Annotated in this window: 22 protein-coding genes; 21 read left to right on the top strand and 1 reads right to left on the bottom strand. The window is 44.9% G+C overall.

Going from position 1 to position 26167, the window contains the following annotated elements; translation table 11 throughout:
- From K6T91_05615 to K6T91_05535, 17 genes are all read left to right on the top strand, one after another.
- On the top strand, positions 1–1039 hold a 1039-nt coding region (locus tag K6T91_05615; protein MCL6472274.1), incomplete at its 5' end, for a hypothetical protein.
- Between the two features lie 139 nt (positions 1040–1178).
- Positions 1179–1562 carry a PAS domain S-box protein gene (locus K6T91_05610; GenBank protein MCL6472273.1) on the top strand — a complete coding sequence of 128 codons (384 nt, stop codon included), beginning with the start codon at positions 1179–1181 and terminating at the stop codon, positions 1560–1562.
- 63 nt (positions 1563–1625) lie between these two features.
- Complete coding sequence (locus K6T91_05605) at positions 1626–2825, top strand: SpoIIE family protein phosphatase (protein MCL6472272.1); 1200 nt, start codon at positions 1626–1628, stop codon at positions 2823–2825.
- Between the two features lie 108 nt (positions 2826–2933).
- A complete protein-coding gene (locus tag K6T91_05600) occupies positions 2934–4484 on the top strand; it encodes an MFS transporter (protein ID MCL6472271.1) in 1551 nt (516 codons plus the stop codon).
- 290 nt (positions 4485–4774) lie between these two features.
- Complete coding sequence (locus K6T91_05595; protein ID MCL6472270.1) at positions 4775–5881, top strand: hypothetical protein; 1107 nt, start codon at positions 4775–4777, stop codon at positions 5879–5881.
- A 173-nt stretch (positions 5882–6054) separates the two neighbouring features.
- Positions 6055–6834 carry a hypothetical protein gene (locus tag K6T91_05590; protein MCL6472269.1) on the top strand — a complete coding sequence of 260 codons (780 nt, stop codon included), beginning with the start codon at positions 6055–6057 and terminating at the stop codon, positions 6832–6834.
- Positions 6835–6846: 12 nt separating this feature from the next.
- Positions 6847–7341 (top strand): GNAT family N-acetyltransferase, encoded by a 495-nt coding sequence (locus K6T91_05585; GenBank protein ID MCL6472268.1) that lies wholly within the window; start codon positions 6847–6849, stop codon positions 7339–7341.
- Between the two features lie 65 nt (positions 7342–7406).
- Entirely contained in the window at positions 7407–7856 is a 450-nt protein-coding gene (locus tag K6T91_05580; GenBank protein ID MCL6472267.1) for a DUF3795 domain-containing protein, read from the top strand.
- 6 nt (positions 7857–7862) lie between these two features.
- Positions 7863–8558 carry a hypothetical protein gene (locus tag K6T91_05575; GenBank protein MCL6472266.1) on the top strand — a complete coding sequence of 232 codons (696 nt, stop codon included), beginning with the start codon at positions 7863–7865 and terminating at the stop codon, positions 8556–8558.
- Positions 8559–8593: 35 nt separating this feature from the next.
- Positions 8594–9673 carry a magnesium/cobalt transporter CorA gene (gene corA / locus K6T91_05570; protein MCL6472265.1) on the top strand — a complete coding sequence of 360 codons (1080 nt, stop codon included), beginning with the start codon at positions 8594–8596 and terminating at the stop codon, positions 9671–9673.
- A 27-nt stretch (positions 9674–9700) separates the two neighbouring features.
- Positions 9701–10513 carry an SDR family oxidoreductase gene (locus K6T91_05565; protein MCL6472264.1) on the top strand — a complete coding sequence of 271 codons (813 nt, stop codon included), beginning with the start codon at positions 9701–9703 and terminating at the stop codon, positions 10511–10513.
- Positions 10514–10517: 4 nt separating this feature from the next.
- Complete coding sequence (locus tag K6T91_05560) at positions 10518–11813, top strand: NAD(P)/FAD-dependent oxidoreductase (GenBank protein ID MCL6472263.1); 1296 nt, start codon at positions 10518–10520, stop codon at positions 11811–11813.
- 239 nt (positions 11814–12052) lie between these two features.
- On the top strand, positions 12053–13786 hold the full coding sequence (gene polX, locus K6T91_05555) for a DNA polymerase/3'-5' exonuclease PolX (GenBank protein ID MCL6472262.1): 1734 nt from the start codon (positions 12053–12055) through the stop codon (positions 13784–13786).
- Between the two features lie 104 nt (positions 13787–13890).
- The gene (locus K6T91_05550; GenBank protein MCL6472261.1) at positions 13891–14490 is read left to right on the top strand and encodes a DNA-3-methyladenine glycosylase; all 600 of its coding nucleotides are present in this window, start codon (positions 13891–13893) and stop codon (positions 14488–14490) included.
- Positions 14491–14673: 183 nt separating this feature from the next.
- Complete coding sequence (locus K6T91_05545; GenBank protein ID MCL6472260.1) at positions 14674–15627, top strand: NGG1p interacting factor NIF3; 954 nt, start codon at positions 14674–14676, stop codon at positions 15625–15627.
- 66 nt (positions 15628–15693) lie between these two features.
- Positions 15694–17079: a MurT ligase domain-containing protein gene (locus tag K6T91_05540; GenBank protein ID MCL6472259.1), complete on the top strand. Its 1386-nt coding sequence runs from the start codon at positions 15694–15696 to the stop codon at positions 17077–17079.
- A complete protein-coding gene (locus K6T91_05535) occupies positions 17076–17861 on the top strand; it encodes a glutamine amidotransferase (GenBank protein MCL6472258.1) in 786 nt (261 codons plus the stop codon). Before K6T91_05540 ends, K6T91_05535 begins: the two co-directional genes overlap by 4 nt.
- A gap of 53 nt (positions 17862–17914) precedes the next feature.
- Here the strand turns inward: K6T91_05535 and K6T91_05530 are convergent, their stop codons facing one another.
- Positions 17915–20038, bottom strand: coding sequence for a PBP1A family penicillin-binding protein (locus tag K6T91_05530; GenBank protein ID MCL6472257.1), 2124 nt, complete (start codon positions 20036–20038; stop codon positions 17915–17917).
- Between the two features lie 412 nt (positions 20039–20450).
- Here K6T91_05530 and K6T91_05525 point away from each other — a divergent pair, with 412 nt between their 5' ends.
- From K6T91_05525 to K6T91_05510, 4 genes are all read left to right on the top strand, one after another.
- Entirely contained in the window at positions 20451–22982 is a 2532-nt protein-coding gene (locus tag K6T91_05525) for a DUF3656 domain-containing protein (GenBank protein MCL6472256.1), read from the top strand.
- A gap of 240 nt (positions 22983–23222) precedes the next feature.
- Positions 23223–24185 carry an alanine dehydrogenase gene (ala, locus tag K6T91_05520; GenBank protein MCL6472255.1) on the top strand — a complete coding sequence of 321 codons (963 nt, stop codon included), beginning with the start codon at positions 23223–23225 and terminating at the stop codon, positions 24183–24185.
- Between the two features lie 119 nt (positions 24186–24304).
- On the top strand, positions 24305–24502 hold the full coding sequence (locus K6T91_05515; GenBank protein ID MCL6472254.1) for a hypothetical protein: 198 nt from the start codon (positions 24305–24307) through the stop codon (positions 24500–24502).
- Between the two features lie 93 nt (positions 24503–24595).
- A complete protein-coding gene (locus tag K6T91_05510) occupies positions 24596–26137 on the top strand; it encodes a hypothetical protein (protein MCL6472253.1) in 1542 nt (513 codons plus the stop codon).
- The last annotated feature ends 30 nt before the right edge of the window (positions 26138–26167 follow it).

Genomic DNA, 26167 nt, shown 5'->3' with positions numbered 1-26167 from the left:
CCTCGCCGAAACGGTCAAATTCAATTGCGATGTTTCCGATGCAAGGTATTGGGGTTATTATTCCATATGCGGGCTTTTAATGGGTTTGCGTGCGCTTTTTATGTCAAATAACGGCATAAAACCCTGGGGGTCTATAAATCAAGAAGAAATATCTAAATGGATATCTCAAAAAGAAGCATACTGGGAAGAAATAGAAGATAAAGAATTTAAAAAGCTTGAGATAGCCGGCCGGCTGTATGACCCTTTTGACGTAACAGAGATAAATCTTGCTTTAAATAGAAAAGGTCTTGTGTATGGTGCTGGCTATGGTGTCTTTAAAAAGCCGAGCTTTTTTCTTGCAGACCTGTACATGCATAAAAATATAGACGGTTATACCGTTTATGCAGCAAAGAGGGAATATGCAAGAGACCTTTTTATATCGCCAGGTCTTCTTCAGGGTGGGTATATTTTTATAAGGCTTGAGCCTTTAAGAGCACTTCTTTGGGATAAATACCAAGAGTCGAAGGCAAAAAATAATCCTGTTCTTGCATACGGTTTTTTTCATCATGGCTTTAGCGGAAAAGAAGATATTGACGCAGATTTTGAAAGAAAGTTTGATAAACTGACTGGCAGTTATTCTGAGATTATCTTATATCATGAGCTTGGCGAAGTTAAAGAAAATCTCTCTGTCTGGATGGAAATGCTTTATGATGCTGACAGCAAGGATACTGAATTCTTTCTGAGAGCTGTAAAAGATATGCTGGCTGACACATCGGATTTTGGTCCATTAAAGAGAAGTATCGATAGCAAAAACAAAGGGAACCTTGGTCTTTGCATTGCCTTGCTGGATAGATATAAAGCTAAAATGCATTTGCCTATCAGGCGGTCTTTTGAAAGGTTTATCGAAAGCGGGGATTGGAATCTTATCGATGAAGCAAGAAAGGCCACTTATTTAAAGATTGCCGAGTTGAGAGATGAATTAATCAAAGATTATACAAGAAGAAGTAGCAAAGAAGATTTTCTTAGAAGACTTTTAGAAACAAAAGCAAAATTGCAATAGCGAGAGACCATATGATCTAGTTAACTACCCAATATGCATCAGGTAATACTATACAACGGTTATGGATTCGTTATTTCAGCATCTTATACGGGTAAAAATATAAAATAATAACAATAATATCCCAGGGTGGTTGATAGACTTGGCAGCAAATAAAAGCCGGCCGACTGAAATGGTTGGCCGCTTTACTATAGATGAGATAAATAAAGCGCATGGGGAAATCTTCTATACAGCTGTCGACACGATGTATATATTCGATGTCGATACATTGCAAATTCTCGATATGAACCCCAGTGGTTTGCGCCTACTAGGCTATACTCTCGAAGAGATCCGCACTAAAGATTTTTTCGATATACATGCGATCGAGGAGCGAGCCCGAGCTCAAGAAATCATTGATATTTATAGAAGAGAAGGCGGCATTTACCAGATTCGCGACCTTCACCTGCGCAGAAAAGACGGAACATTGATTCCGGTAGAGAAAAATGGCAGATCCGTTGAGATAAACGGAAAACTTTTAGGTCACTGAATTTGCCGCGATATAAGCGATCGGATCAAATCGGAACTGGAGATCCGTCGCAGGCTCGAGGACTTGGAAGCCCTCAGAAGAGTAGCTTTAAATATCACATCAAGCCGCGAGAGGGAGGAGCTATTTAGTTCGATAGTCAGAAGTATCGTTGCCTTATTAGGATGCGACAGTTCTGGAATAGGTTTGTTTGATGCAGAACGGCAAATGGTCTCCATACCGGCTGTGTATAATCTACCTGATTATTTCATTGGTTCGCGATATAAGTTGAACGCTGATATCCTTAGTCAAGCTATACAAAATCGCCGAGAGCAGCGACTAGGCGATTATCAGATGGCACTTCATCAAATAAAGGAATTCGCAGACGCAGGTATTAGGTCTATTGCTGTAGTGCCGCTTGTAGCGAGAGGCAAGATTCTGGGAGTTATATGGGCCAGTATGCTTAGCCCAGAGCGCATGTTTTCCGACTACGATATGGTTCTCTTGGAATCCATTGGCGCGCAAGCTGCGGCATCAATAGATGGCATTTATCTTTTTGAGGAGCAGCGATATATTTCGGAAATGCTCCAGAGGGGTTTTCTACCGGGACGGTTGCCGAAGCTTATACAAACAGATATCGGAGTATTCTACGCATCTGCGACTGAGGCTGCAGTGGTTGGCGGGGATTTTTACGATGCAAAACAGGTTCCCGATCATCTGATAAGTCTATTTGTCGGGGACGTTTCCGGAAAGGGAGTTGCTGCAACTGCGGATGCGGCAATGGTAAAGTACACATTGCGGGCCATCTCTTTTGAAAATCCTGACCCAGCGCACGTATTGACCAGGGCGAATGAAATTGTAATCCAGCAGCTTACCAGCGGCCACTTTGTTACTGTAGTTTTTGGGTCGTATGACCCTGAAACAGGAAGCCTAGCTCTCAGTATTGCCGGCCACCCGCACCCCCTATTATATTCCGCATCTGGCGGAAATACCGCTCCGATTATAAAAGAAGACCCAGCCTTTGGCTTAATCTCACACTACGAATACAGCGACACAGAAGTCACCCTATCGGCTGGCGATATCCTTGCGCTTTATACAGATGGTTTAATTGAGCTGCGTCGGGATAAAGAATTTTTTGGGGAGGCGCGGCTCGGCGAGCTTATTGCCAGATATTCTGACCTGGGCGCTCAGGAGATGGCCGACCGGATTATTTCCGAAGCCAAGGAATTTGCAAGCAACAGGCTAACCGATGATATAGTTCTCTTTATCATAAAGAGGACGGGATAGTTAGGGTTAAAGCATGGTATGATAAACCTCACCATATCTTTATATCCGCTTAATCGTCGATATGCGCTATAATTATGCGATATATGGCAAAAGGAGCTTTTGTACTTAATGCATGAGAAAACAAATCGCAGCTTAGTGACAGTATGCTTGCTGGCCGGAATATTTTTATCGGCGATGGAGGCCTCAATTGTTGCTACCGCCATGCCGACCATAGTTGGAAAGCTTGGTGGATTTGCCCAGTTTACATGGGTGTTTTCAATGTTTTTGCTAACGCAAGCCGTGACTACACCGATTTTTGGAAAGCTTGCCGATCTATATGGAAGAAAGCCAATATTCGCTCTGGGCGCAAGCCTTTTTGTTGTAGGATCTGCACTCTGCGGGTTTGCTGATACGATGGGTCAGCTCATCGTTTTTCGCGCGATTCAAGGCTTGGGTGCCGGTTCGGTACTGCCTATTGCAATGGTTATTGTCGGCGATCTCTATCCTGGGCAAGAGCGGGCGAAAGTCCAGGGTCTGCTGAGCAGTATGTGGGCGATTGCAGCCGTGATAGGGCCCGGTCTGGGTGGGGTCATTGTTCAGACAATTGGCTGGCCATGGATTTTTTGGATTAACGTTCCCTTTGGGGTCATCACCATAACCGGCGTATCTATCTTCTTGCATGAAAAGATTGAGCACCGCAAACATGAGATAGATTACAAAGGAGCGGCCGCACTATCAATTGCTATAACAGCCTTGCTTTTTGCGTTGCTTCAAGCAGGAGCAAAATGGGCTTGGACATCGCCTCAGTTAATCGGCACATTTATTCTGTCGGCCGTGTTTTTTGCGGCTTTTGCTCGTATTGAGGAGAAAAGCAAAGAGCCAATGGTTCCTCTATCGATAATGAAGCGGCCGATGATTTTAGTGGCAAATATCTGCGCGTTGATCACAGGCGGCCTTACCATCGGGGCATCATCGTTTCTTCCTACATATGCCCAGGGTGTGCTTGGGCTTACCGCAATTATCGCAGGCGCGACTATTGTAACCCTATCAATCGGCTGGCCGATTGCATCGACCCTATCTGGCCGGCTTATCTGGAGGTTTGGGTATCGAAAAATAGAGATCGCAGGTATGGTGTTGTGTATTCTCGCCGGTATTCTTTATCTTGGAGTTGGTACGTCGTCACATCCGATATATATGGCGGCATACATGGCGCTTTGTAGTTTCGTTATGGGTGCAGGCTTGGGACTGGCTTCAACAACCCAGATTGTTGCCGTACAATCGAGCGTTCACTGGAGACAAAGAGGTAGCGCAACAAGTTCGATTATGTTTGCGCGTATTGTTGGTAGCACCTTGTTTGTTGCGCTGCTCGGAACGATTGTTAATAACTCGCTAGCCCGAACTCTATCAGGTACTGCACTTAACAAGTTATACAATGTGCGCGATTCGGTTTCGGTAACAAACCTACTTCTTGACCCTGCACGTCGAGTATTTATCAGTAGCGAACATTTAAAGATATTGACCGATGCATTGGCTCATAGCATCCACTTAACGTTTTGGGTGATCCTTATTGCCGCTGCCCTCGGCTTTTTTGTTGCATTAAGAATGCCGGGTGGTGTGCCTGATAAGCACGGTAAGCTAGTGACGCCTCCCAAGCATGAAGCTAGTGCGGAAAACGCTTGAGGGCATTCTATAGCTCCTACGTTTATCATTAATGCCGCTATTACCCTTAAGAACAAGACTGATACCTATTTAAGCATTTAAATAAGTGCAAAAATATGTGCCTACCCTGTTCAGAAAGGCTAAACCGTAAGCGAATCTGGTTTCCATAGGGATTAAAGAGATATTCAAGCTTTTGAATCGTGTTTCATTGTAGCTTGCGGTTGGCTGCAGAAAATCAATAAAGCTGACGATAACTTTAGTATGCCGAAAAAGGGAAGTTTCGGCGGAAAGTCTCAGGGAGGAGGTTTGCTTTGAAGATCTCTAATTCAAGCATCGAAATGATGAGCAGCCGTACCTATTCTCAAATGTATGATAGGAAAGAGCATCTTAGAGTATGGGTAGGTAAGGAGAGGCCTGATTTTGAGGGTAGCCGTCAGGCTCTAGAAAACATATCTAGAAAAGGAGCCTATGTCGGAAGATTGCAGCAAAAAAGTATTCAGGCTGCAGAGATGGTAGCTGCTAAAGACAAATCCCAGGCTATGGCTGAAACCAGTTTAAAGCGTCGCATCAAAACCAATGGCAAGGATGAGCTAAAAATAATAATCGTTGAAAAAGCAGTTGAGATATTGACGGGCAAAAAGATAAAGATAGAGACGATTGATGAAGTGGCCGACTGTGATGAGGTAAAATGTCCTCAGGCGCAGCAAGAGACATCGCAAGTAGAATCCAAGGGCAGCCCGGCAAAAGCAGGTTGGGGTCTGGAGTACGACTACCATGAGCTATATGTAGAGAAAGAAAAAGTAACGTTTAAAGCCAAAGGCATCATAAATACTGAGGATGGCAGGCAGATAGAATTTTCAGTCAAACTCAATATGAGCCGGCAGTTTATGGAAAAGCATGATATAAGTATAAGGGCCGGAGATGCGGTTAAGGTCGATCCGTTAGTTATCAACTTCAACGGCTTGGCTTCTGAGCTCACTGAAACTAAGTATGATTTCGACTTAGATTTTGACGGTGAAAAAGAGCGGATATCATTTGTTAAACAGGGAAGTGGTTTGTTAGTGCTGGATCTGAATGAAGATGGCCTGATTAATAATGGAAGCGAGCTGTTTGGACCAAGCACGGGCGATGGATTGTCGGAGCTCGCAAGCTATGATGAAGACGGCAACAATTGGATAGATGAGAACGACTCGGTATTTTACAAGCTAAAAATCTGGTCAAAAGATACCGAAGCGCACGACTTGCTGTATTCGCTGGGCCAGAAGGGCGTTGGTGCAATTTACCTGGGCCATGTTAATACTCAATTCGATTTAAAGGATAGTGCAAACATACTGCAAGGGCAGATAAAGGACTCCGGTATATTTGTAAGCGAGGATGGCGTTATAGGGACGCTGCAACAGGTAGATTTTGCTGTATAGAATACATAGATGCACCAAAAGAAAAGCCCGGCAGCCTACTGGTTGTAGGGCTTTTATAATTCAGCCTACAGCCAAATCGTTAATTCTGCTTTACTAGAAAGTGCTATGGCATTTATTCAGTGGAACGTTCACAATTAGTAGGCCTAATACCTCTACGACTAAGGATGGCTGGTATGGAAAAAGGTAAACTTATTATCGTAGTCTTAACGGCCATTGATATATCGATATTTACCTTAGCGGTTTTGAAAATAAGTAAAGTAATAAAGAGATATTTGGAGCTTAAATCGAACGGTATTACTGGTTTTGATGCACTTGAGCAGTCTCTGGCTAGAGCAATTCCCGGTGCTGTTGCGAAGATAGCGGTAATGGAATTACGAATCTACCATACAATATTTCGCTCAGTGTTTAAACGTAGCTCAGCTAGCGACCAGTTTTTAACAAAGCACGATAGTTATAAGTTCTTTATGATCGCTATCGCATTTATCTCTGCGTTAGAAACTGGAGCAATTGAAATTGCTGTACCCGATAAATACCTAACATGGAAGATAATCTTGCTCGTGCTGACCGTGTGGGCATGGATTTACCTAACAGGCTTGTATCTGGCGGTAGCCCAGATTGGCCACAGGTTACGTGATGATGGCATAGAGCTGCAGGTTGGTTTAGCGATGAAAGGTTTCGTGCCCTATAATGGCGTCGAATCGGTGGTCGAGATAAATAAAACGAGCCCGGCGTTTAAGATGGGTCCGTATGTGTCGAAAGACGAGCCGGGTGTTATGTATGCCATGGCTGGCGAGAATAGTAATGTGGCACTTTACCTCAACAAGGAAGTAACCATGAATGGGATTATAAAAGAATTTAAGCCTGTAAGCGTTATTTACCTATCACTTGAAGAACCGAAGAAGTTTATACAAGCTGTAAACGAGAGGATACAAAACCAAGCGGTAACTAATTAGTGGAGAAAAGCAATGATTCGTCAATGCGATGATATGGATTTTGAAGCTATCTACTCTATAGTTAACGACGCGGCGCAGGCATATAAGGGGGTTATCCCTGAGGACCGTTATAGCGAGCCGTATATGTCACGCGAAAAGTTGCGTTATGAGATCAAAGACGGCGTAGTATTTTGGGGTTATGAGGAGGGTGGCAAACTTGTTGGTGTGATGGGCATCCAACATGTAGAAGATGTAACCCTTATAAGACATGCTTATGTTAAAACATCCAGACGAAAACAAGGTATAGGTGGGAAATTACTTGAATTCCTGCGCACACAGACAGACCGGCCTATTCTAATCGGCACGTGGGCAGATGCTTCCTGGGCGATCAGCTTTTATAAAAAACATGGTTTTAGCCTCGTCTCTATAGAGGAAAAGAACAGGCTATTGAAGAAGTATTGGTCGATACCAGATAGACAAGTAGAGACGTCTGTCGTGTTAGCCGAAGCGAAAAGCACAAGTTATTAATAGAACTATATAGTTATTAATACTGATCATCAGGGTTAACGCTGGGGCTATTAGGGGGCTTGTAAATGAGCGAAGATAGAAAACTTACCGCATACTGTGGTTTGTACTGCCAGGACTGCATACCCATAAACAGATCTTTCTTTAAGGTGGTAAAAGAGTTCGAGAGATCGCTTTCAGATTTGAACTTCGACAAATATGCTGAGGTAAAATCGAAAGTAAACGAGGTTTTCAATGAGTATCCGAGATTTGTCGGCATGCTTGAGGAAATAAAAGAGCTGGAATGCCAAGCTCCCTGCCGGGAAGGTGGCGGTAATCCTGACTGCAAAGTAAGAAAATGTGTTAAGTTTAAGGGCTATGAAGGATGCTGGGAATGCGGCGAATTCAGAAGCTGCAATTTACTTTTGCCGCTTAAAGCTGCGCATGGTGAGACAATAAACCATAACCTCGAGATGATAAAAAAGCATGGCCCTGATAGCTGGAGTGACAAACGAGGTAAGCATTACAACTGGTCTTGATGATAGATGGATAAACAGCTAAACCTGGAAGAGATAGTCTTAATAGGGCGTACATTTGATGAGTACCGTAATATGTTTGCCCTGGATGAGGAGTTATTAAAGAGCGGTCCTATTCTTGATGTTGCATCAGGGGTTAGCTCGTTTTGTGCCGAGGCAAACTCAAAGGGCTATAACGTAGTGGCGAGTGACAAAATCTACACACTGTCGCCATCTAAGATAGAAGATAAATGTAAGCAAGACTTAGATGATGTAATAAAGCAGCTACCGGCCATATCCGATCTTTATGTTTGGAACTATTTCAAGGACATACAAGCACTTAAAGATCAGCGGGAGAGAGCCTATAAATTATTCATTAAGGATTTTAAGTTAACAGGAATCCAAAGATACGTGCCAGCCGAGTATCCTATAACCGATTTTCACGATTATCAATTTACCGTCTCTCTAGTATCAGGCTTTTTATTTCTATATGAGAACCACTTGAATTATGAGTTTCACAAGAGAACTCTTCTTGAGTTAGCACGAGTTACCTCGAAAGAAATCCGCATTTTTCCAATCACCAATTTAAAAGGAAAGCCCTCGGTGTTCCTAGAACCAATAATGCGGGATGAAGAATTACACGACCTACAAATGCAGATAAAACGAGTCGATTATGAGTTTTTAAGGAACGCAAACGAGATGCTTGTTGTAAAAGTTCATAAGTAGTAATTTAAAATATCACTTAAATCAGGTGACGAAATATGCCGGAGGCAATTAAGAGAAAGCGGAAAAAGAGATCTCAGAAAACCGGACTTGAGCCCGGAGCTCTTGTTCATATTGGGGAGAAGAGGGCCGGAGCCACCAGAATATCTGTCACGGATTATGACGAGAAACATATCGACGAGAAAGTACTCGGTACTGTCGAGGAATGTTTTGTTCTTAAGGATAAACCTACCGTAACCTGGATTAACGTAGATAGCGCTCAGGATGTTGATGTAGTAGAGAAACTTGGTAATTGCTACGGTATCCATCCTCTTGTTCTTGAAGATATCCTAAATACAGATCAGCGACCGAAACTGGAGGATTACGGGGATTACCTCTATATTGTTATAAAAATGCTTTACTACCGCAATTGCAGGAAAGGTATTATAGCTGAACAAATAAGCTTGATTTTGGGCCCAAACTTTCTCATCTCATTCCAGGAAGGAATCGAGGGCGATATTTTCGACCCGATTAGAGAACGGCTCAGAGTCGGCAACAGCCGGATTAGAAAAATGGGTGCAGATTATCTTGCGTATGCTTTGGTGGATTCAGTAGTGGACAGTTATTTTGGCATTCTTGAGGGACTTGGAGACGATATAGAGGCGCTCGAAGATGAACTAGTTACCAACCCAGACAGAGAAACATTACATACCATTCATGACCTTAAGAGAGAGATGATTTACCTGCGCAGGTCGGTTTGGCCTCTAAGGGAGGTTATTAACAGCATGGGACGGGGTGAATCGCTGCTTATTCATGAATCTACCAAGTTGTTTCTAAGGGATGTCTATGACCATACAATTCAGGTTATCGATACCGTAGAGACTTACCGCGATATGCTCTCTGGCATGCTTGATATATATCTCTCAAGCGTGAGCAACAGGCTAAACGAAGTAGTAAAAGTTTTGACCATCATATCAACTATCTTTATTCCGTTAACGTTTCTTGTTGGCGTTTACGGCATGAATTTCAAATATATGCCGGAAATCAGCTCACCCTATGGGTATCCTGCTGTGTGGATAGTTATGGTTCTTGTTGCAATAGGAATGTTGATTTACTTTAGGCGAAGGAAATGGCTATAGCATAACCTTATTAGTGAGGGATAGCTCATGAAACTCAAGGACAAAGTTGTAGTTATAACCGGTTCAACGCGTGGGATTGGCAAAGCTATTGCAAAGGCCTGTGCTAAAGAGGGCGCGAAGATAGTTATAAGCTCACGCACAGAATCGGCGGTTAAACAACAATGTGACATACTCAGGCGGCAGGGATTGAGTGTATCCTGTATAGCGGCCGATGTTACAAAAAAGGGCGATATCGAGAAGCTATTTAAGCACGCAATCGAGACCTGGGGAAGAATCGATGTATGGATAAACAATGCTGGCATGTCCGGTGGGTTTCGCCCCCTTGATGAACTAAGCGAAGAGGAAATCGAATCTATCATCGATACCAACCTTACCGCAGTTCTCCATGCTTGTCGTCTGGTAATTCCCTACTTTAACCACAAGGGTGGAGTATTGATCAACCTGACCGGAAAAGGCGGGCGCGGTGATGCATCCCCTTATATGGCGGCTTATGCTGCTACTAAAGCTGCGATTACCAATCTGACCAAAAGTCTTGCCAGAGAAAATGCGGCATATCCTATCTCGATACATGCGGTATCACCGGGTATGGTCGATACCGACCTTATAAAAAACTCAAAAAGAAGTCCGATGCTTGCCGAGCATGCTGAAAGCATTCCCTATGTGCTCAAAGCTATCGGTATGCCGGTAGATGAGGCAGGAAAGGCTTTTGTTGATATTGTTGCCCAAGAACCGGGAAAAGAGACAGGAAACATATATTCGCTTGTTCGAGGACTTAGGTTGATGAAGGGTATAGCGCTTCTAATGTGGTACCGCAGGACAGGAAAAATCAAGGAGATGTAGTGGTTTGTGCCCTCGAATTGTTATCGTTGGAGCAGGTTTCGGTGGACTTTGGGCCGCACGTACTCTAGCTGGCTCCCAGGCCGACGTGCTGCTTATCGACCGTAATAACTATCATACTTTCCTTCCACTCCTCTACCAGGTGGCGGCAGCAGAGCTTGAGCCTGAGCAGATAATCTATCCTATCCGCACAATTCTTCGAAAGCTGCCAAACACGGAATTTATTATGGCTGAGGTAACAGGTCTAAACATCGCCAGCCATACCATTGAGGCGGACGGCTCAATAATTCCCTACGATTACCTTATTCTTGCCATGGGAAGTACATCGCACTATTTTGGCGTCCCCGGCGCCGCGCAGTACACCTTTCCTCTAAAAACGCTGGAACATGGGACATCGATAAGAAACCATGTTCTTTGCAGGTTTGAGCGCGCAGTATACGAAACAGATGCCGAGGCACGGCAGAGAATCCTCACCTTTGCAATTGTTGGTGGGGGTGCAACTGGAGTAGAGTTTGCGGGCGCTTTGGCTGAGTTGATAAGGGGTCCACTTGTAAAAGATTATCCGCAGATTGATTTTACGAAGGTAAAAATCCTGCTTCTTGAGGCGGCAGACAGTTTAATTCCCATGATGCCGGATCGCTCCCGTAGATATGCGATAGAGCGTTTAAAGAGAATGGGGGTGGATGTTCGCCTTAAGACAGAAGTTAGCAGAATTGAACCTGATGCCGTTTATTTAAAGAGCGGTGAAGCCATACCAACTGAAACGGTCGTATGGACTGCCGGAGTGCGCGGTGAGCCAATCGCGCAAGCATGGGGTTTGCCGGTCGCCCGCGCCGGACGAGTGTCATTGCTCCCGACTCTTCAATTACCTGAGCATCCCAACGTCTACGTTGTCGGCGACCTGGCTTACGAAGAAGAAGACGGCCGACCTCTGCCGATGGTTGCCCCTGTTGCGGTACAGCAAGGGATAGCCGCTGCAAAAAACATAATGCTGCAGCTATCGGAGAAAAAGCCACAGCCTTTCCGCTACCGGGATAGGGGTACGATGGTGACAATCGGTCGAAATGCGGCGGTTGCCCAGGTAGGCGGGAGAGATTTTGTTGGGTTTTCCGCATGGCTGCTCTGGCTTATTGTTCACCTCCTCAATCTGATAGGCTTCAGGAACAGAATATTAGTCATGATTAATTGGGCTTGGTATTACTTCTTATTCGAGCACGCTGTAAGATTTATCTTTCCATCACACGGACCTGGTGCAGCCAAGTGCTCTTCCAGAGGTCAGGTTGACATTGATAACAGAAGTTAGAAGGCAGAAGCTAGAGCTGCAGTGTGCATCGTATAGGAAGGGCAGTCTTTAGCCCTGCCTAGACTGCCTATAGCCTTAATCCTACTTAGCAGCCCTAATTAGTATGGCCTTACCACAGCTACACAGCTAAAAAGAACATCTCAATCTAAAGCACTTATTTGCCCGTGCGATTTCGGGTAAATAAGTGAAAAAATTTGGACGGTGGATAAATGGCACAGAGAGCTCCGAAGCGCGGTGAGATAACCAATGAAGATATTGCGAGCCTTCTGGACGAGATTGGCAACATGCTCGATATTCTTGGTGAAAACACATTTAGGGTGCGTGCTTATCACACAGCCGCAGCAAGTATACGTGGCCTTAGCCGGCCTGTAGTTGATATTTACCGTGAAGGCGGAGTGAAGGCTCTCGAGAATATCCCTGGAGTTGGGAGCCATACGGCAATGCGGCTGGAAGAACTTATAACAACCGGGCGGCTTGGTTATTATGAAGAGTTAAAGGCAAAAATACCGGTACAGCTTACTGAGCTACTTGAAATCCCTGGGCTCGGTCCAAAGAAAGCGAAGAAGATTTATGAGGCACTCGGCATAACGACGCGTGATCAGTTAAAACGGGCGATAGAGGAACACCGCCTTGAACAGATCCCTGGTTTTGGGAAAAAAACTATCGAAAATATCGTTCGAGGCATAAGTCAGTACGAGAAGATGCACGAGCGCATACTCTTATCTGATGCATACCCTATTGCCCATGAGATAGTCGAGCAGTTAAAGGCACAGCCATTTGTTGATAGAGCAGACCCAGCAGGCAGCCTTCGCCGCATGAAAGAAACGGTTGGCGATATCGACCTGCTTGCTTCGAGCAAAGAACCACAAAAGATTATGGATTTCTTTACCAGCCTGCCTCAGGTCGCCTATGTATTGGCTAAGGGTGAGACGAAAAGCAGCATAGTTGCAAGAAACGGCCTGCAGGTAGATCTAAGGGTAGTCTCACCTGACCAGTATGGAGCTGCCTTGCAATATTTTACGGGGTCGAAGTCGCATAACATCCACCTGCGGGATATCGCTAAGAGCAGAGGGCTAAAGATAAATGAGTATGGTGTATTCGATGTCGCTACTGATGAGAAGTTGGCTGGACGAACCGAGGAAGAGGTCTATGGTGTGCTGGGTATGGATACGCCTCCACCGACCATAAGGGAGGACAAAGGTGAGATAGAGGCTGCTATGGAACATAGGCTTCCCCATCTTATCCAGTTAAGCGATATTAAGGGTGATTTTCACATCCATACAAAGTGGAGCGATGGCTTGAACGATATCAAAGAAGTCGTCGAAATGGCTAGGGAATTGAGCTATAAGTTTGTTTGCATATCAGACCATACTGAAAGGCTCTATATTGCTGGTGGCCTAACGCCAGAAGAGCTAGAAGACCAATTAAAAGAAATTTCCGAGCTAAGGGAACAATTTAGCGATATTGAGATTTTCACCGGAGTTGAAACTAACATAGATAATGATGGGAACATTGATTTCGGACCGGAAATTCTGGAAAAACTTGATGTTGTTATCGCATCTATCCATAGTGGGTTTAACCAATCCAAAGAGCAGCTTACACGACGCATGATAAGGGTGATCGAGAATCCTTATGTAAATATTATAGGACATCCGACTGGGCGTATTCTTGGGCAGCGGCTGCCTTACGATATAGATCTGGAGGCGGTATTTAAAGCGGCCGCCGACACAGGAACGTTTCTAGAGCTAGATGCTTATCCTAACCGGTTAGATTTAAAGGATGACTATCTAAGAGAAGCGAGGGATAAGTACGGCTGTAAATTTGTCATTGATACAGACGCCCACGTTGCCGGCCATATGGTCTACATGCTATATGGAGCCGCAACAGCCCAGAGAGGGTGGCTGACTAAAGAAGATGTTTTAAACACCTATGAGGTGCAGGATATTAGAAGGATGCTTCAGCAGAAGCGATAACTAGCACTGCAGTTTACTGACACCGCAGACCTTTGGGTCTGACGGTCAGCTGTTAGCTACCAGCGCAGAGCCAACATATGCTATAATCAGCTCTGATGTCTCAAATGACTATTCTCGATAAAGCCCTAATACCTTTGGATGTTGGTTTCTATCTGCGAGATACCGAGGCGGTGGCAATAGATCTTTTGGGCAGGCTACTTGTAAGAAAAACCCCTGATGCGACCATGATTGGCCGCATTGTTGAGGTAGAGGCGTATTTCGGCGAAGATGATCCTGCAAGCCATGCAAGCAGAGGCATGACCCCTAGAAATTCCGTGATGTTTGGCAGAGCCGGTATAGCCTACGTTTACCTAAATTATGGGGTGCATCACCTTCTTAATGTAGTAACTGGGCCTGAAGGAACCGCGGGTGCTGTATTAATAAGAGCAGTAGAGCCAGTATCCGGCATTGATGAGATGATGAAAAATCGCCCGGTTAAGAACAAGGTCAATCTTACAAACGGCCCGGGTAAACTAACAAAGGCACTCAAAGTAGACATAAATGATAACGGTACCGATTTAACATCCGATACGAGTGACTTATATATAGCAGCCGGTTTGATGAGTTCCTTTAAGGTAGTTAACAGTCCCCGGATAGGCATCTCATCTGGGACAGATTTACTTTTAAGGTTTGCTATTAAAGGGAATCCCTATGTATCAAGATAAAGTTTGAGCTTTAGCACACCATTCGCATATTATGTAATAATGTCACAGTTTGTCGGCACTTCATATGTGGGAATGGCGGTCAATAGTTGGTGGAATGTTGATAAAGGGCATGATATCCTGAGCAGTTTTTAAATTAATTTTTGTCTCAAGTTACTGGCAGTTCGAAGGTGGAGGTAATGCTAAGTGAAATTGCGTGAAATTTATGATTTGGCGATAGAGGTGGGGATTGCGAACGATCCTCGCGGCGTAGATGAAGTCAGCAAGCAGCTAGACAAAAAACGCAAGGAATATGACGATTTAAAAGCCGACGAAAAAGAATTTTTCGATATCGATACCCTGGACAATCCATATTCAGATACTAGAATACTAGCCGGCGATCCCGAAAAAGAAGTTAGAGGCTTGCTAGCTGGAATAGATATGGAAACGCAGGAAGTTATATTGGCCGATAGACTAAGAGAGAAGGGTGAGGTAATAGACCTTATCCTCGCCCATCATCCTGAGGGCAGAGCGCTTGCTGCTCTTGCGAATGTTATGGGTATGCAGGCTGATATATGGGCCAGCTATGGGGTCCCAATTAATATAGGTGATGACCTGATAGGTGAGCGGATGATGGAGGTTCGCCGTAGCCTGATGCCGGTAAACCATAACCGTGCCGTCGATGCTGCAAGCCTGCTTGGCTTTGCTTTTATGAATATTCATACGCCGGCTGATAATCTAGTGACCCGGTTTGTTCAGGACTACCTGGTTGAGAAGTCTCCCGGGACTTTAGGAGAAATAGTAAAGGCATTAAGGGAAATACCGGAATACAAAGACGCAGCTTTAAAAGAAGCTGGTCCAACCATTTTGGTTGGAGAAGCAAGCAAGCGGCCTGGAAAGATTATAGTCGATATGACTGGCGGTACGGAAGGGCCGGAAGGTGCTATTGAGAGACTCGCTAATGCTGGGGTTGGAACGATTGTCGGCATGCATTTCAGTGAGAAGCTTCGCAAGAAAGCCTCAGAGAGCCATATAAATATTATCGTCGCAGGGCATATCTCAAGCGATGCGATAGGAATGAACCTTTTCCTGGATAAACTTGAGCAAAACGGAGTAAAGATTCTTACGACGTCTGGCCTTAAGAGGATTAAGAGAATTTAAAAAGGGTAAAAGCTAAAGAGCAGTAAATGCCTGAGAAGCAATTGTGGCTTGTACGTAACCGGGTTTATGAGACTTATTGCAATCATTATCGGCAAAATATTAATGCTTTTTAGCAGGATGTTTAAAATAGGGGGCGGCTCATCCTTCCCCGGACTGGTAGCTTTAGCAATTAACCCCAGACTTATAGCAAGCACAGTAAGCAAGTTAAAGTACGGCACAGTAGTAATAACTGGAACGAATGGCAAGACAACGACCTCAAAGCACCTTTCGTCTATATTGAATTACTGGGGCTTAAAGGTGGTTCATAACCGTACTGGATCCAACCTGATGCGCGGTATTGCATCTGCCCTAATTGAACAATCGACCATTTTTGGGAAGCCGCGTGGCGATATCGGCTTATTTGAAGTCGATGAGGCGGCTATGCCGGTTGCTGTAGCCAACCTCAATCCAAGGGTGGTTTTAGTAACTAATCTCTTCCGCGACCAGCTTGACCGGTACGGCGAACTTGATAAGATCGCCGCCGTAATTGCGGGGTCGGTAGAGAAACTTGAGAATGCCACAATTGTTCTAAATGCTGATGATCCTCTTGTTGCATCGCTTGCCAAGGTTTTGAACACAAAAATCAAGGTTAAATATTTTGGACTAAACGATAATGGCTATGTTTCCAGGTCGAGGGCTTCGGTTGATACAAAAGACTGCCTTATATGCCGAGCAGAGCTTAAGTTCGAGAAGAGATACTACGGGCACTTGGGAATTTACAGCTGTCCAAATGGCGATTTTAAGCGACCCAAGCCCGACTTTGAAGCTGGAAACATAAGCTTGCACGGAGTCAAAAATTCATCGTTCTTCCTGACAAATGGACAGAGTAAAATTGATATTTCCCTGAATCTATCCGGCATATTTAACATCTACAATTCACTGGCTGCCTACTCTGCTGCGGTTGTTCTGGGTGTAGATGGTGAAACCATAAAAGAAGCTCTCAATAGCTCATCAGCAGCTTTCGGCAGAATGGAGAAATTTGTTGTTAGGGATAGAGAAGTCTATTTGCTGCTTGTTAAAAATCCGATTGGTCTTACACAGATTATTGAAACGCTTAACACAGATGCAAACGCAAGAAACTTCATGATAATTCTCAATGATAATTTTGCCGACGGCACTGATATCTCGTGGATTTGGGATGCAGACGTTTATCTGATAAAGGATAATTTTAAATTTTTCTACGTATCGGGTGTCAGAGCGCAAGACATGGCACTGCGGCTAAAATACGAGGATTTTGACATGTCAAAAATAGTAATCATAAACGATGTCGAGGACGCTTTCGCAGATGCAGTCAACAACACACCTTCTGGGGAAACGCTATATGTTCTTGCTACGTATACGGGAATGCTGCAGCTCAGGAATTACCTGACTAGAAAGGGAGTCGTGGAAGGTTTTTGGAGGAAGGTGGCATGATAATAAAGCTCGTGCATCTTTATGCAGAGGAAATGAACTTATACGGCGATTATGGGAATATCTTGTCGCTCACAAAAAGGTGCACCTGGCGAGGTATCGATATTGAGGTCATCAGGGTGAAAAGGGGCGATGTATTGGATCTAACCGATATCGATATGCTCTTCATGGGCGGAGGTCAGGATAGAAATCAGCTGGCCGTTGCCGAAGATTTAGTAACTAAAGGATCGCAAATCAGGGAGGCTGTAGAGCGGGGTATGTGCGTTTTGACGATTTGCGGAGCGTTTCAGTTATTCGGACACTACTTCAAAACAAAAGATGGCAAAGAGTTGAAAGGGATAAGCGTTTTCGATGCTTATACAGTAGGAAGCGATCTCAGGATGATTGGAAATATCCTAGTGGATTGCACAGATACTTTCCAAAAATCCGACCGTGGGTATTTTTTGAGTGTGAAGCAGAGCTTAGAGCTGATTGGCTTTGAGAACCATAGCGGTAAAACGTTTTTAGGTAAAAATGTCATTCCGCTGGGCAGGGTGGTTCACGGTTACGGCAACGACGGCACGGGAAGCTTTGAGGGCTGTCGCTACAGGAACGCTTTTGGCACGTATCTACATGGCTCACTATTGCCAAAAAACCCCTGGTTCACAGATTATTTAATCATGCTCGCACTGAAGCATCGCTACGGTAGCGACGTCGCTATTGATCCGCTGGATGATTCGATTGAGTACTCCGCTTTCGAGTCGGCAAAAAGAAGGTCCGAAACCGCAAGAACAACGCATTTGTAAGCAAAGATAGCAAATAGCCGGCACTAAATAGCAAATAGCATTCTGCTATTTGCCTACCTGATTATTCTCATCCGGCGTTCCTCTATGCCATTTGTCGAAGGCGGGTTTATTTGATTTTCGGGCGGCGCTTGTTGCTGGGTTGTTGGTGGCGCCGGAGGATTGGTTGTTGGTGGCGCCGGAGGATTGGTTGTTGGTGGCGCCGGAGGATTGGTTGTTGGAGGTGCCGGGGGATTTGTTGTTGGCGGTATGGGGGTTGTTTGGGTGGTTGTCGTAGATTTCCGAAGGGACCTTCGGTCATAGTTCTTCGGTTGTACACTTGCATCATTTGTGTTTTGGGACTGCGATTCAGGCCAACTTGCCGCTGGCCAATCAAGTGCTGGAGTGCCGGCAAGCTGAGCCTGCATAAACTTATGCCATATGGTTGCCGGAATAATTCCTCCATAACCTCTGCTTCCATGAACGTTATACATGGATACCTGCGCTTCTGGGTATCCCATCCAAACACTTGTCACTAAATTCGGGGTAAATCCAACAAACCAGGCGTCGCGGTACTCCTCATTAGTGCCGGTCTTGCCCGCAGCAGGTCTGCCGATATTCGCCCGTGTTGCAGTACCCCGCTCGATAACGCCTTTCATGATATCAATAGCCCGGTAAGCTATTTGCGGGTCTAGGGCCTGAGAACTTTCTGTTTTAGTTTGCTTTATTATATTGCCCTTTGCATCAGTTATTTTAGTAATAGATACGGGTTTTACGTGTGCGCCACCGTTAGCTATCGTCCCATAGGCTGAGGCCATCTCAAGAGGAGATACACCAACTGTAAGACCCCCGATGCCGATAGCAGGGTACGGGTCGATACGGGTTGTTATTCCCATAGAGTGGGCGGTATCAGCCACATTTTGCGGTCCAACTTTGACTACAAGCTGAGCGTATACCGCGTTGACCGATTTGACTGTTGCTTCGCGAAGAGTCATCGCACCATAGCCGCTTCCCTCACTGTTGTGAACGATCCACGGCGGATTATAGCGGCCGGGTTTGCCTATCTGTATTGCTTTTGGCGAGCTTGAATCAAAGACATCGTTTGGGCCATAACCTTGTTTAAGTGCTGTAATTAATACAAATGGTTTAAATGCCGATCCTGGCTGCCGCTTGCCCTGAACAGCCAGGTTGTATTTAATATTTGAAAAGTCACGACCTCCAACCATTGCGATAATGTGCCCATTCTGCGGAACGATTGATACCAACGCTGCCTGTGGGTCCTTTGGCAGGTTAAGCGTTGAATTTATTGCATCTTGAGCCAGGTTTTGTGCCCGAATATTTAGGGTCGTATAAACACGAAGCCCACCCTTAAATACTTTCTCGACACCGTATTCTTTAATAAGCTGTTGCTTTACATACTCAACAAAATAAGGCGCTATAACCGGTTCCGGTTTAATCGGAGCAAGCTGCGGCCTGTTTTGTTTTGCCGCCTCAGCCTCTGCCCTGGTTATGTAACCCTGCTCAACCATTTTATCAAGTACGATCGCTTGCCTTTGATAGGCAGCTTCGGGATGGGTATAAGGCGAAAATAAGTCGGGTGCCTTTGTTATCCCGGCGAGAAGCGCGGCCTCAGAGAGATTTAGCTCACCGACTTTCTTGTTAAAGAAGACCTCCGATGCCGCCTCTACCCCGTATGCTCCTTGGCCAAAATAGATTGTATTAAGATATGCTTCAAGTATCTGCTGTTTAGTGTATTTTCTCTCAAGCTTAGAAGCGAGTATTGCTTCCCTTATTTTCCTGGAGTAGGTTCTCTCTGTGTTACCAAGACTGAGCTTGACATATTGTTGGGTAATGGTACTACCGCCTTCTACAATTTTGCCGGACCTTATATTAGCCAGAAAAGCTCTTGAAATACCGTAAAAGTCTACCCCATGGTGTTCATAGAAACGCTCATCTTCAATTGCAATGAAAGCGTTTTGAACATACTTTGGAATGCTTTCAAGCGGAACATCTTCACGATTTTCGATGTAAAGACGGGTGAGAACTGTGCCGTCATCGGCTAAAATGTAGGACCTTTGCGCCGTTTTGGTGAGACCTTTATTTTCCGCTTTAACCATCTGGTTTGCCTCACCCGCAAAAGCACTCGCTAACCGTACGGTAAGAAAGAATGCAACAGCAACTAGTAAAGCGTACCTCTTCAATGAACATCACTCTTTCTACAGGAATTTTAACTTTGGACTTAATAAGACTACGGTTATTACGCGTGATTTATCTATTCCCGAAAAACGTTGAAATGAGCCAGGCGGTTACGAATTTTAAAATAATTTTTACTGTCTGGCAAGGTGGTTAAGGCCCAATAAGGCTGGAAAAGGGCATATTTGTTGTTTTTTGCCGAAACGGTAAATTTACCCTTACTCAGAGCATGATAGCTCCGCAGGCATGGGATAAAGTTTTCTTGTTTAATGAGTGAAGGTGGGTTATTTTTGTGTAGTGTGATTTGCGGTTAAAGAAGGTTGCAGCCGTTTATACGGTGCGGACGCACTGCAAATAGATATTTTATCAAAAGCACCGGTAACGGTATTACTAAGTAACTTGTTTTTAGGTGATTGCTTGATGATCGATTATGACGAAAACAAGATTCATAGAAAGCTCGAGCTCCTATCGCCTGCTGGCAGCAGGGCTGCTTTTGATGCAGCATTAAATGCTGGGGCTGATGCAATTTATCTTGGTACCGATAAATTTAACGCAAGACGTGGGGCTGAAAATTTCTCCCTCGATGAGCTCACGAACGTTATAAAGCAAGCCCATCTGAGGAATGTCATGGTATATATTACATTCAACACAATAATCTCCGACGAAGAGCTTCCTGTTGCTGTTGAAAGACTTGCCGCTGTTTGCGATGCTGGCGCTGATGCGGTGATTGTCCAGGACTGGGGCCTTTTCAACATCATAAAGCGCATAATGCCAAATCTGCCGGTTCATGCAAGCACACAGATGAATGCGCACAATACGGCGATGGTAAAACTTCTGGAAGAAAAAGGCGCAAAAAGGGTAACGCTTGCCCGTGAGCTATCCATTGGAGAGATAGAAAAAATATGCGCCTCGACCGCCCTTGAAATTGAGGCTTTTATCCATGGGGCTCTTTGCTTTTCCTACTCGGGTCAGTGTTTGTTTAGCAGCATGGTTGGCAATCGCAGTGGAAACAGGGGTCTTTGCCCGCAGGCATGCCGTATGGGCTACGAACTTGTCGTTGCAGGCAAAAAAGAAGAGGTCTGGCCAATCCCGGGGCGACACATTTTAAGCACGAGGGATTTATGCGGGATACGGCTTATTCCTGAACTGGCAAAAGCAGGCGTAACAGCGCTTAAGATCGAAGGGCGTATGAAGTCGCCGGAATATGTCGCCACGGTTACACGTATATACAGAAGTGCGATAGACAGGTATACGGATGACCCCGACCGTTTTACCATAACCGACGACGAGATAGACGAGCTACAGGAAGCATTTAGCCGTGGCTTTACTGAGGGTTATTTCAAGAAGATAAGGGATGCGCGGATGATGAGCTTTGAAAGGCCTAATGACCGCGGTATTTTCCTTGGCCGGGTAACCTATCTTGATGTTTATAAGGCAAAATTGGGGATCCAGATAAGGCGTGAACTCTGCGTGGGCGATGAGATAGAGATTTGGGTAACAAAAGGCGGAAGAATCAAGGTCAAGGTTGAGGACCTGTTTATCGATAATAAGCTAGTTAAGTGTGCGCCGGCAGGATCAAAAGTGGTCATTACCATAAAAGCGAAAAGGCACAAGATAAAAGCCGGGGATAGGGTTTTTAGGACTTATAACGTTAACATAGCCAAAAAAGCAAAGGATGCGATACAGGGGGCCGATGCAAAGCGCATTCCTATAAGCGTGTCAGCTTATATCGAGGTAGGAGAGCCTATCGTTCTTAAAGCTTCCGTGATTGGGAGCGGTACTTACCCGGAGGTAGAAATAAAAAGTGAATTTCCCGCAGAGAGGGCAGAGCGCAGGACTTTATCAGAGGATGACGTTATCACGCAGTTAAATCGCCTGGGTAATACTGTATATAAGGTTGAATCATGGGATATACATGTGGGCTCGGGCGTCATGGTTCCGCTTGGCAAGCTAAATGATTTGCGCCGAGGGCTAACTAGAGAACTCGACAACCTAAGGCTCAGCGCTTATGAGCGGCCAAAGATTTCAATAAAGAAGGCAAGAGATAAACTTTTAGAGATAATAAAACCTGAGCCGGTAGAAAGAACTGGCAAACCTGCCCTTGCTGCGGATATAAGCAATATAGGGCAAGCCCACAAAGCGGCAGAGGCAGGCGCCGATTGGATTTATATAAGGCCCGGTTTGTCGCGGGTCGGCGGCCCCGATCTCTCCCTGTTTTCAGAGCTTCGCTCAAGCAGTGGTATAAAGCTTGCTTTAGCTACTGGAAATATAATACACGAGCATGAGGCTAAGACATTAGTCGAGTTTATAAAGGATAATAATGTAAACCTAGATGCACTGCTGGTTGACAATATAGGCATGTTTTATTTGGCCAGGGGTATTGGGCTACCCATAATCCTCGACTACCACATAAACAACTTTAATATGGTAAGCACCCGTTTTTTTAAGGAAGCCGGAGCTTTTAGGATAACGCTCTCGCCTGAGCTGGCGCTTGATCAGATAGCTGTAATTTCTAATTCCGTTGATGTAGAGAGCGAATCGCTCGTGCATGGATGGCTCGAGATAATGACTGCCGAGCACTGCGTACCAAGCACGTCCAAGGGAAGCTGTAACGTGTGCTCGTCGCGGAAGTTTTATATTATCGACCAAAAGGGGTTCAAATTTCCGGTTGAGCAGGATACAGAGTGCCGCTCACATATCTATAACTCGCACGAGCTTTATATGCTTCCAAATATAGAGAAGCTTATCAGTGCCGGCATAGCTTCAATGCGCCTGCTTCTAAATCGCTATGAGCCTGAGGCGGTGGGTGAAGCTGTCTCCCTCTACCGCAGAGCGATAGACTTAATATCTTCAGGTGTAAACGATATTACACCTGTTTTAAAGCAAGCAGAGCGTACTGTATTGCGGGATACACAAACCACGACAGGGCATTTTTTTAGGCCAACGCAATAAATAAGTGCAGGAAAAGTGCCAAAGTCTTAATGAGCGACAGCAACAATGTTCTTATTCTCTGACTTTGGCACTTTGGCGCTTATGGACTTCGTACACGCCCTAGATCCATATCACAAAGGATGTAAATGATTCAGAGATTACTTGCTTGGGAATGCTAAGGGTAGCCTATGTACTATGTAATAATATTTGTTACAGATGCCGATAAGTATACAGGAGGGTTTTTATAAAGTGGAGGTTAAATTGAAGACACGCCTGCTCACAGCCTCTGATATATCAAAGATAATTAATATGCCGGATGTGCTTGAGGCGGTAGAAACTGCGTTTCGTGAATATGGCCTGGGTAAAGCAACAATGCCTCCAAAGCTATATCTGGATCTTAAGCAGTATAACGGCGATTTTCGTGCTATGCCTGCGTTTGTCAATAATACGGCCGGTTTAAAGTGGGTGAGCGTTTATCCGGACAACCCTGGAAAAGGCTTACCAACGGTAATGGCGATGCTGGCCTTAAACGACCCTGAAACAGGATTCCCGCTTGCTATTATGGATGCAACACAGATTACAAACTTCAGGACGGGCGCTGCTGGTGGCGTTGCCGCAAAATATCTTGCAAGAGCGGATTCAAAAACGCTTGGCTTGGTTGGTGCAGGTGCTCAGGCCAAAGCACAGCTGACTGCGCTTTTGAATATCTTTGCTTTCGATAAAATATACGCCTGGAGCTTGCGTGATGATGAGGTTGAGTTGTTAAAGGAAAGTTTTAAGAATCAGCCGATAGTAAAGGCGGAGATTGAAGAAGCCGCAGCTTGCGACATAGTCTGCACGACCACTCCTGCACGGGAGTTTATCGTCAGACGGGAGTGGATAAAACCTGGTGCCCATATCAATGCAATTGGTGCCGACGCACCCGGAAAGCAAGAATTAGACCCGAGAATATTAAAAGAGGCCAGGGTTATTGTTGATGATATAGCGCAGGCTGTACATAGCGGCGAAATCAATATGGCGGTAAAGAGAGGGCAGTTTTCTGCAAGCGATATTTACTCTACGCTGGGCGAAATAATAACGGGTGTCAAAAAAGGCAGAACGGGCGATGAAATAACTGTTTTCGACTCGACCGGACTTGCCATTCAGGATATTGCAACAGCAAAAATTCTTTTTGAGAAAGCCAAGCGGGGTGGTATAGGCCACGATTTTGATGTTGTTGGGTAATCGTTAGCCTATTTACCAATTAAACATAGATATTAGCAGGGAGTATCTGTATAATTAGCGAATTAGAAAATAGGTATTCACATACCATAAATGCGTTATTTGTGACAAAGGGGGAGCTAATGGCAGGTATAGGCTTGGTTGAAGTTATCTTAATACTTATGCTAATAGTACTACCGGCAGTGGCAGTATGGAAGATATCTTCGAGGGTAGGCCTGCCACCGGTAATAGCAGTAACACAATTTTTTCCGGTAGTTAACATTGTCGGTCTGCTATATATCGCATTTGCGCAGTGGCCGAACTACGACAAGCAATACTAAAGATTAATAGGCATAGTCAGTCTAGATAATGATATACTAATTTCCATGAGGCCTCTTAATATTAAAACTACTGTTTATCAACTTTTTCGCAGTATGCTGCTTAAAGTTAATGCTGCTCCTGGCAAGGTTACGGCGATTGCTGTTGCTGCTGGGATGTTATTGTTTACCGTCAGTTGTTCACCTAATGGCATGCAAAGTATATCCACTCAGGCTAAAGAAGTGCTGAAACCGATAACCTCAGTGGCCCAAGAAGAGGATGTGCTTAAACATAACTTTCCGGGCCGGGGAATTCCAAAGCTAGTTGACTTGGCTAGCGAGCAATCAAATGACCCGGGCACTTTCGATCCTGCACAGGCGGCTAACACTGACCTTATAACTCTGGCAGTTAATTATAGGGTCGTGCCCTTAAAGGAAAATCCAAGTATTGTCAATCGGCTTGGCCTTGGAATGAAGCCAAAGTTTGTGTTAGTCACCTTAATACCAAAAACGTTAGAGAGCAAGCAACAAGTTTTAAGTACGCAATTTTCCGTAAAGCCTTCCAGAGTGTTTGATTTGGGGAATAACAGGTACGCTGAATTTATTATCGATGACCTCAAAGATACTGTTGATATTCGTATTGAGTCGCGAATAAAGCTCTTTAGGTACGACCTTTCCACTGCAAAAAGTAATCCAAGCGGCTCTGCTTCTACGGATTCGGCTGGCGAGATGTACTTAAAAGAGGAGGAGTATATCGACTTGAGCAACCCAGTTATAAAAGCCGCTTCGGAGCAAATACAAGGGCAAGACGATATTAGTATTGTAAGAAATATCTATGATTTTGATTTACAAACCCTCTCCTACGATTATGAAAAGGCAAATGCGGCAAACGGAAGAACGCTAGGTGCATCTGCCGCAATCCTGGCAAAAAAGGGCGTCTGTGTTGAATATGCCGATGTCTTTGTGGCGCTCTGCAGGGCAAAGGGAATCCCCGCAAAATACGTGGGTGGCATCCCTACCGAGGGAGGTTTGCCTTCAGAGCAGCAGGGAGTCCCGACGGGAGGAAATGCACCGACTGGCCATAAGAAAATATCAAAAGGCCACGCTTGGGCCGAGGCCTATATAAGGCCGTATGGCTGGGTTCCTTTCGACCCCACATGGGGAGATACAAAAGCCGCAAGTTTTGACAGGCTAAGGCCGCTTTATGTCTACCTGACCGATGTGCGAAACGACGAGGTGCTGGGTGGCTCAGATATTTACATGTATAAATATTGGGGCACCTCGGTAAATATAGACTTCTCAATGGAAGTAGACTCAAGCAGGGCAGCGTATCTAAGCAAGTTGCTCTCGCAGATAAATGGCGGGAAAGCAGAGTTAGATCAGCTGAAAAAGCAGCTTGATGCCTCTTATTCTGAGCTGGAATTTTTGAAGGCAGAGTTGGGTCAGCTTAATGGCAATCTTAAGCAGTTAGAAGCAGAAGCGAAAGCAACTTACGATGAGGGTGCGATTGCAAAGTATAATAGTATGGTTGAGACTTACAACGCAAAGGTTGCGGCTTATAATAAAAAAGTAGGTGCATACCAGGCTCAACGTGACGTCTACGAGGCAAAGCGCCGTGCAGTAAATGCTCAGGTAGATAGATATAACAGCCTTAATTAAAGGTGAATGTACAGAGGGGTGTATCAGGGT

Source organism: Bacillota bacterium, from assembly GCA_023511485.1.
In the GTDB taxonomy this organism is placed as follows: Bacteria; Actinomycetota; Aquicultoria; order Aquicultorales; family Aquicultoraceae; genus CADDYS01.
The sequence above is the reverse complement of the archived record's forward strand: the minus strand, read 5'-3'. Positions and strand labels throughout refer to the sequence as shown.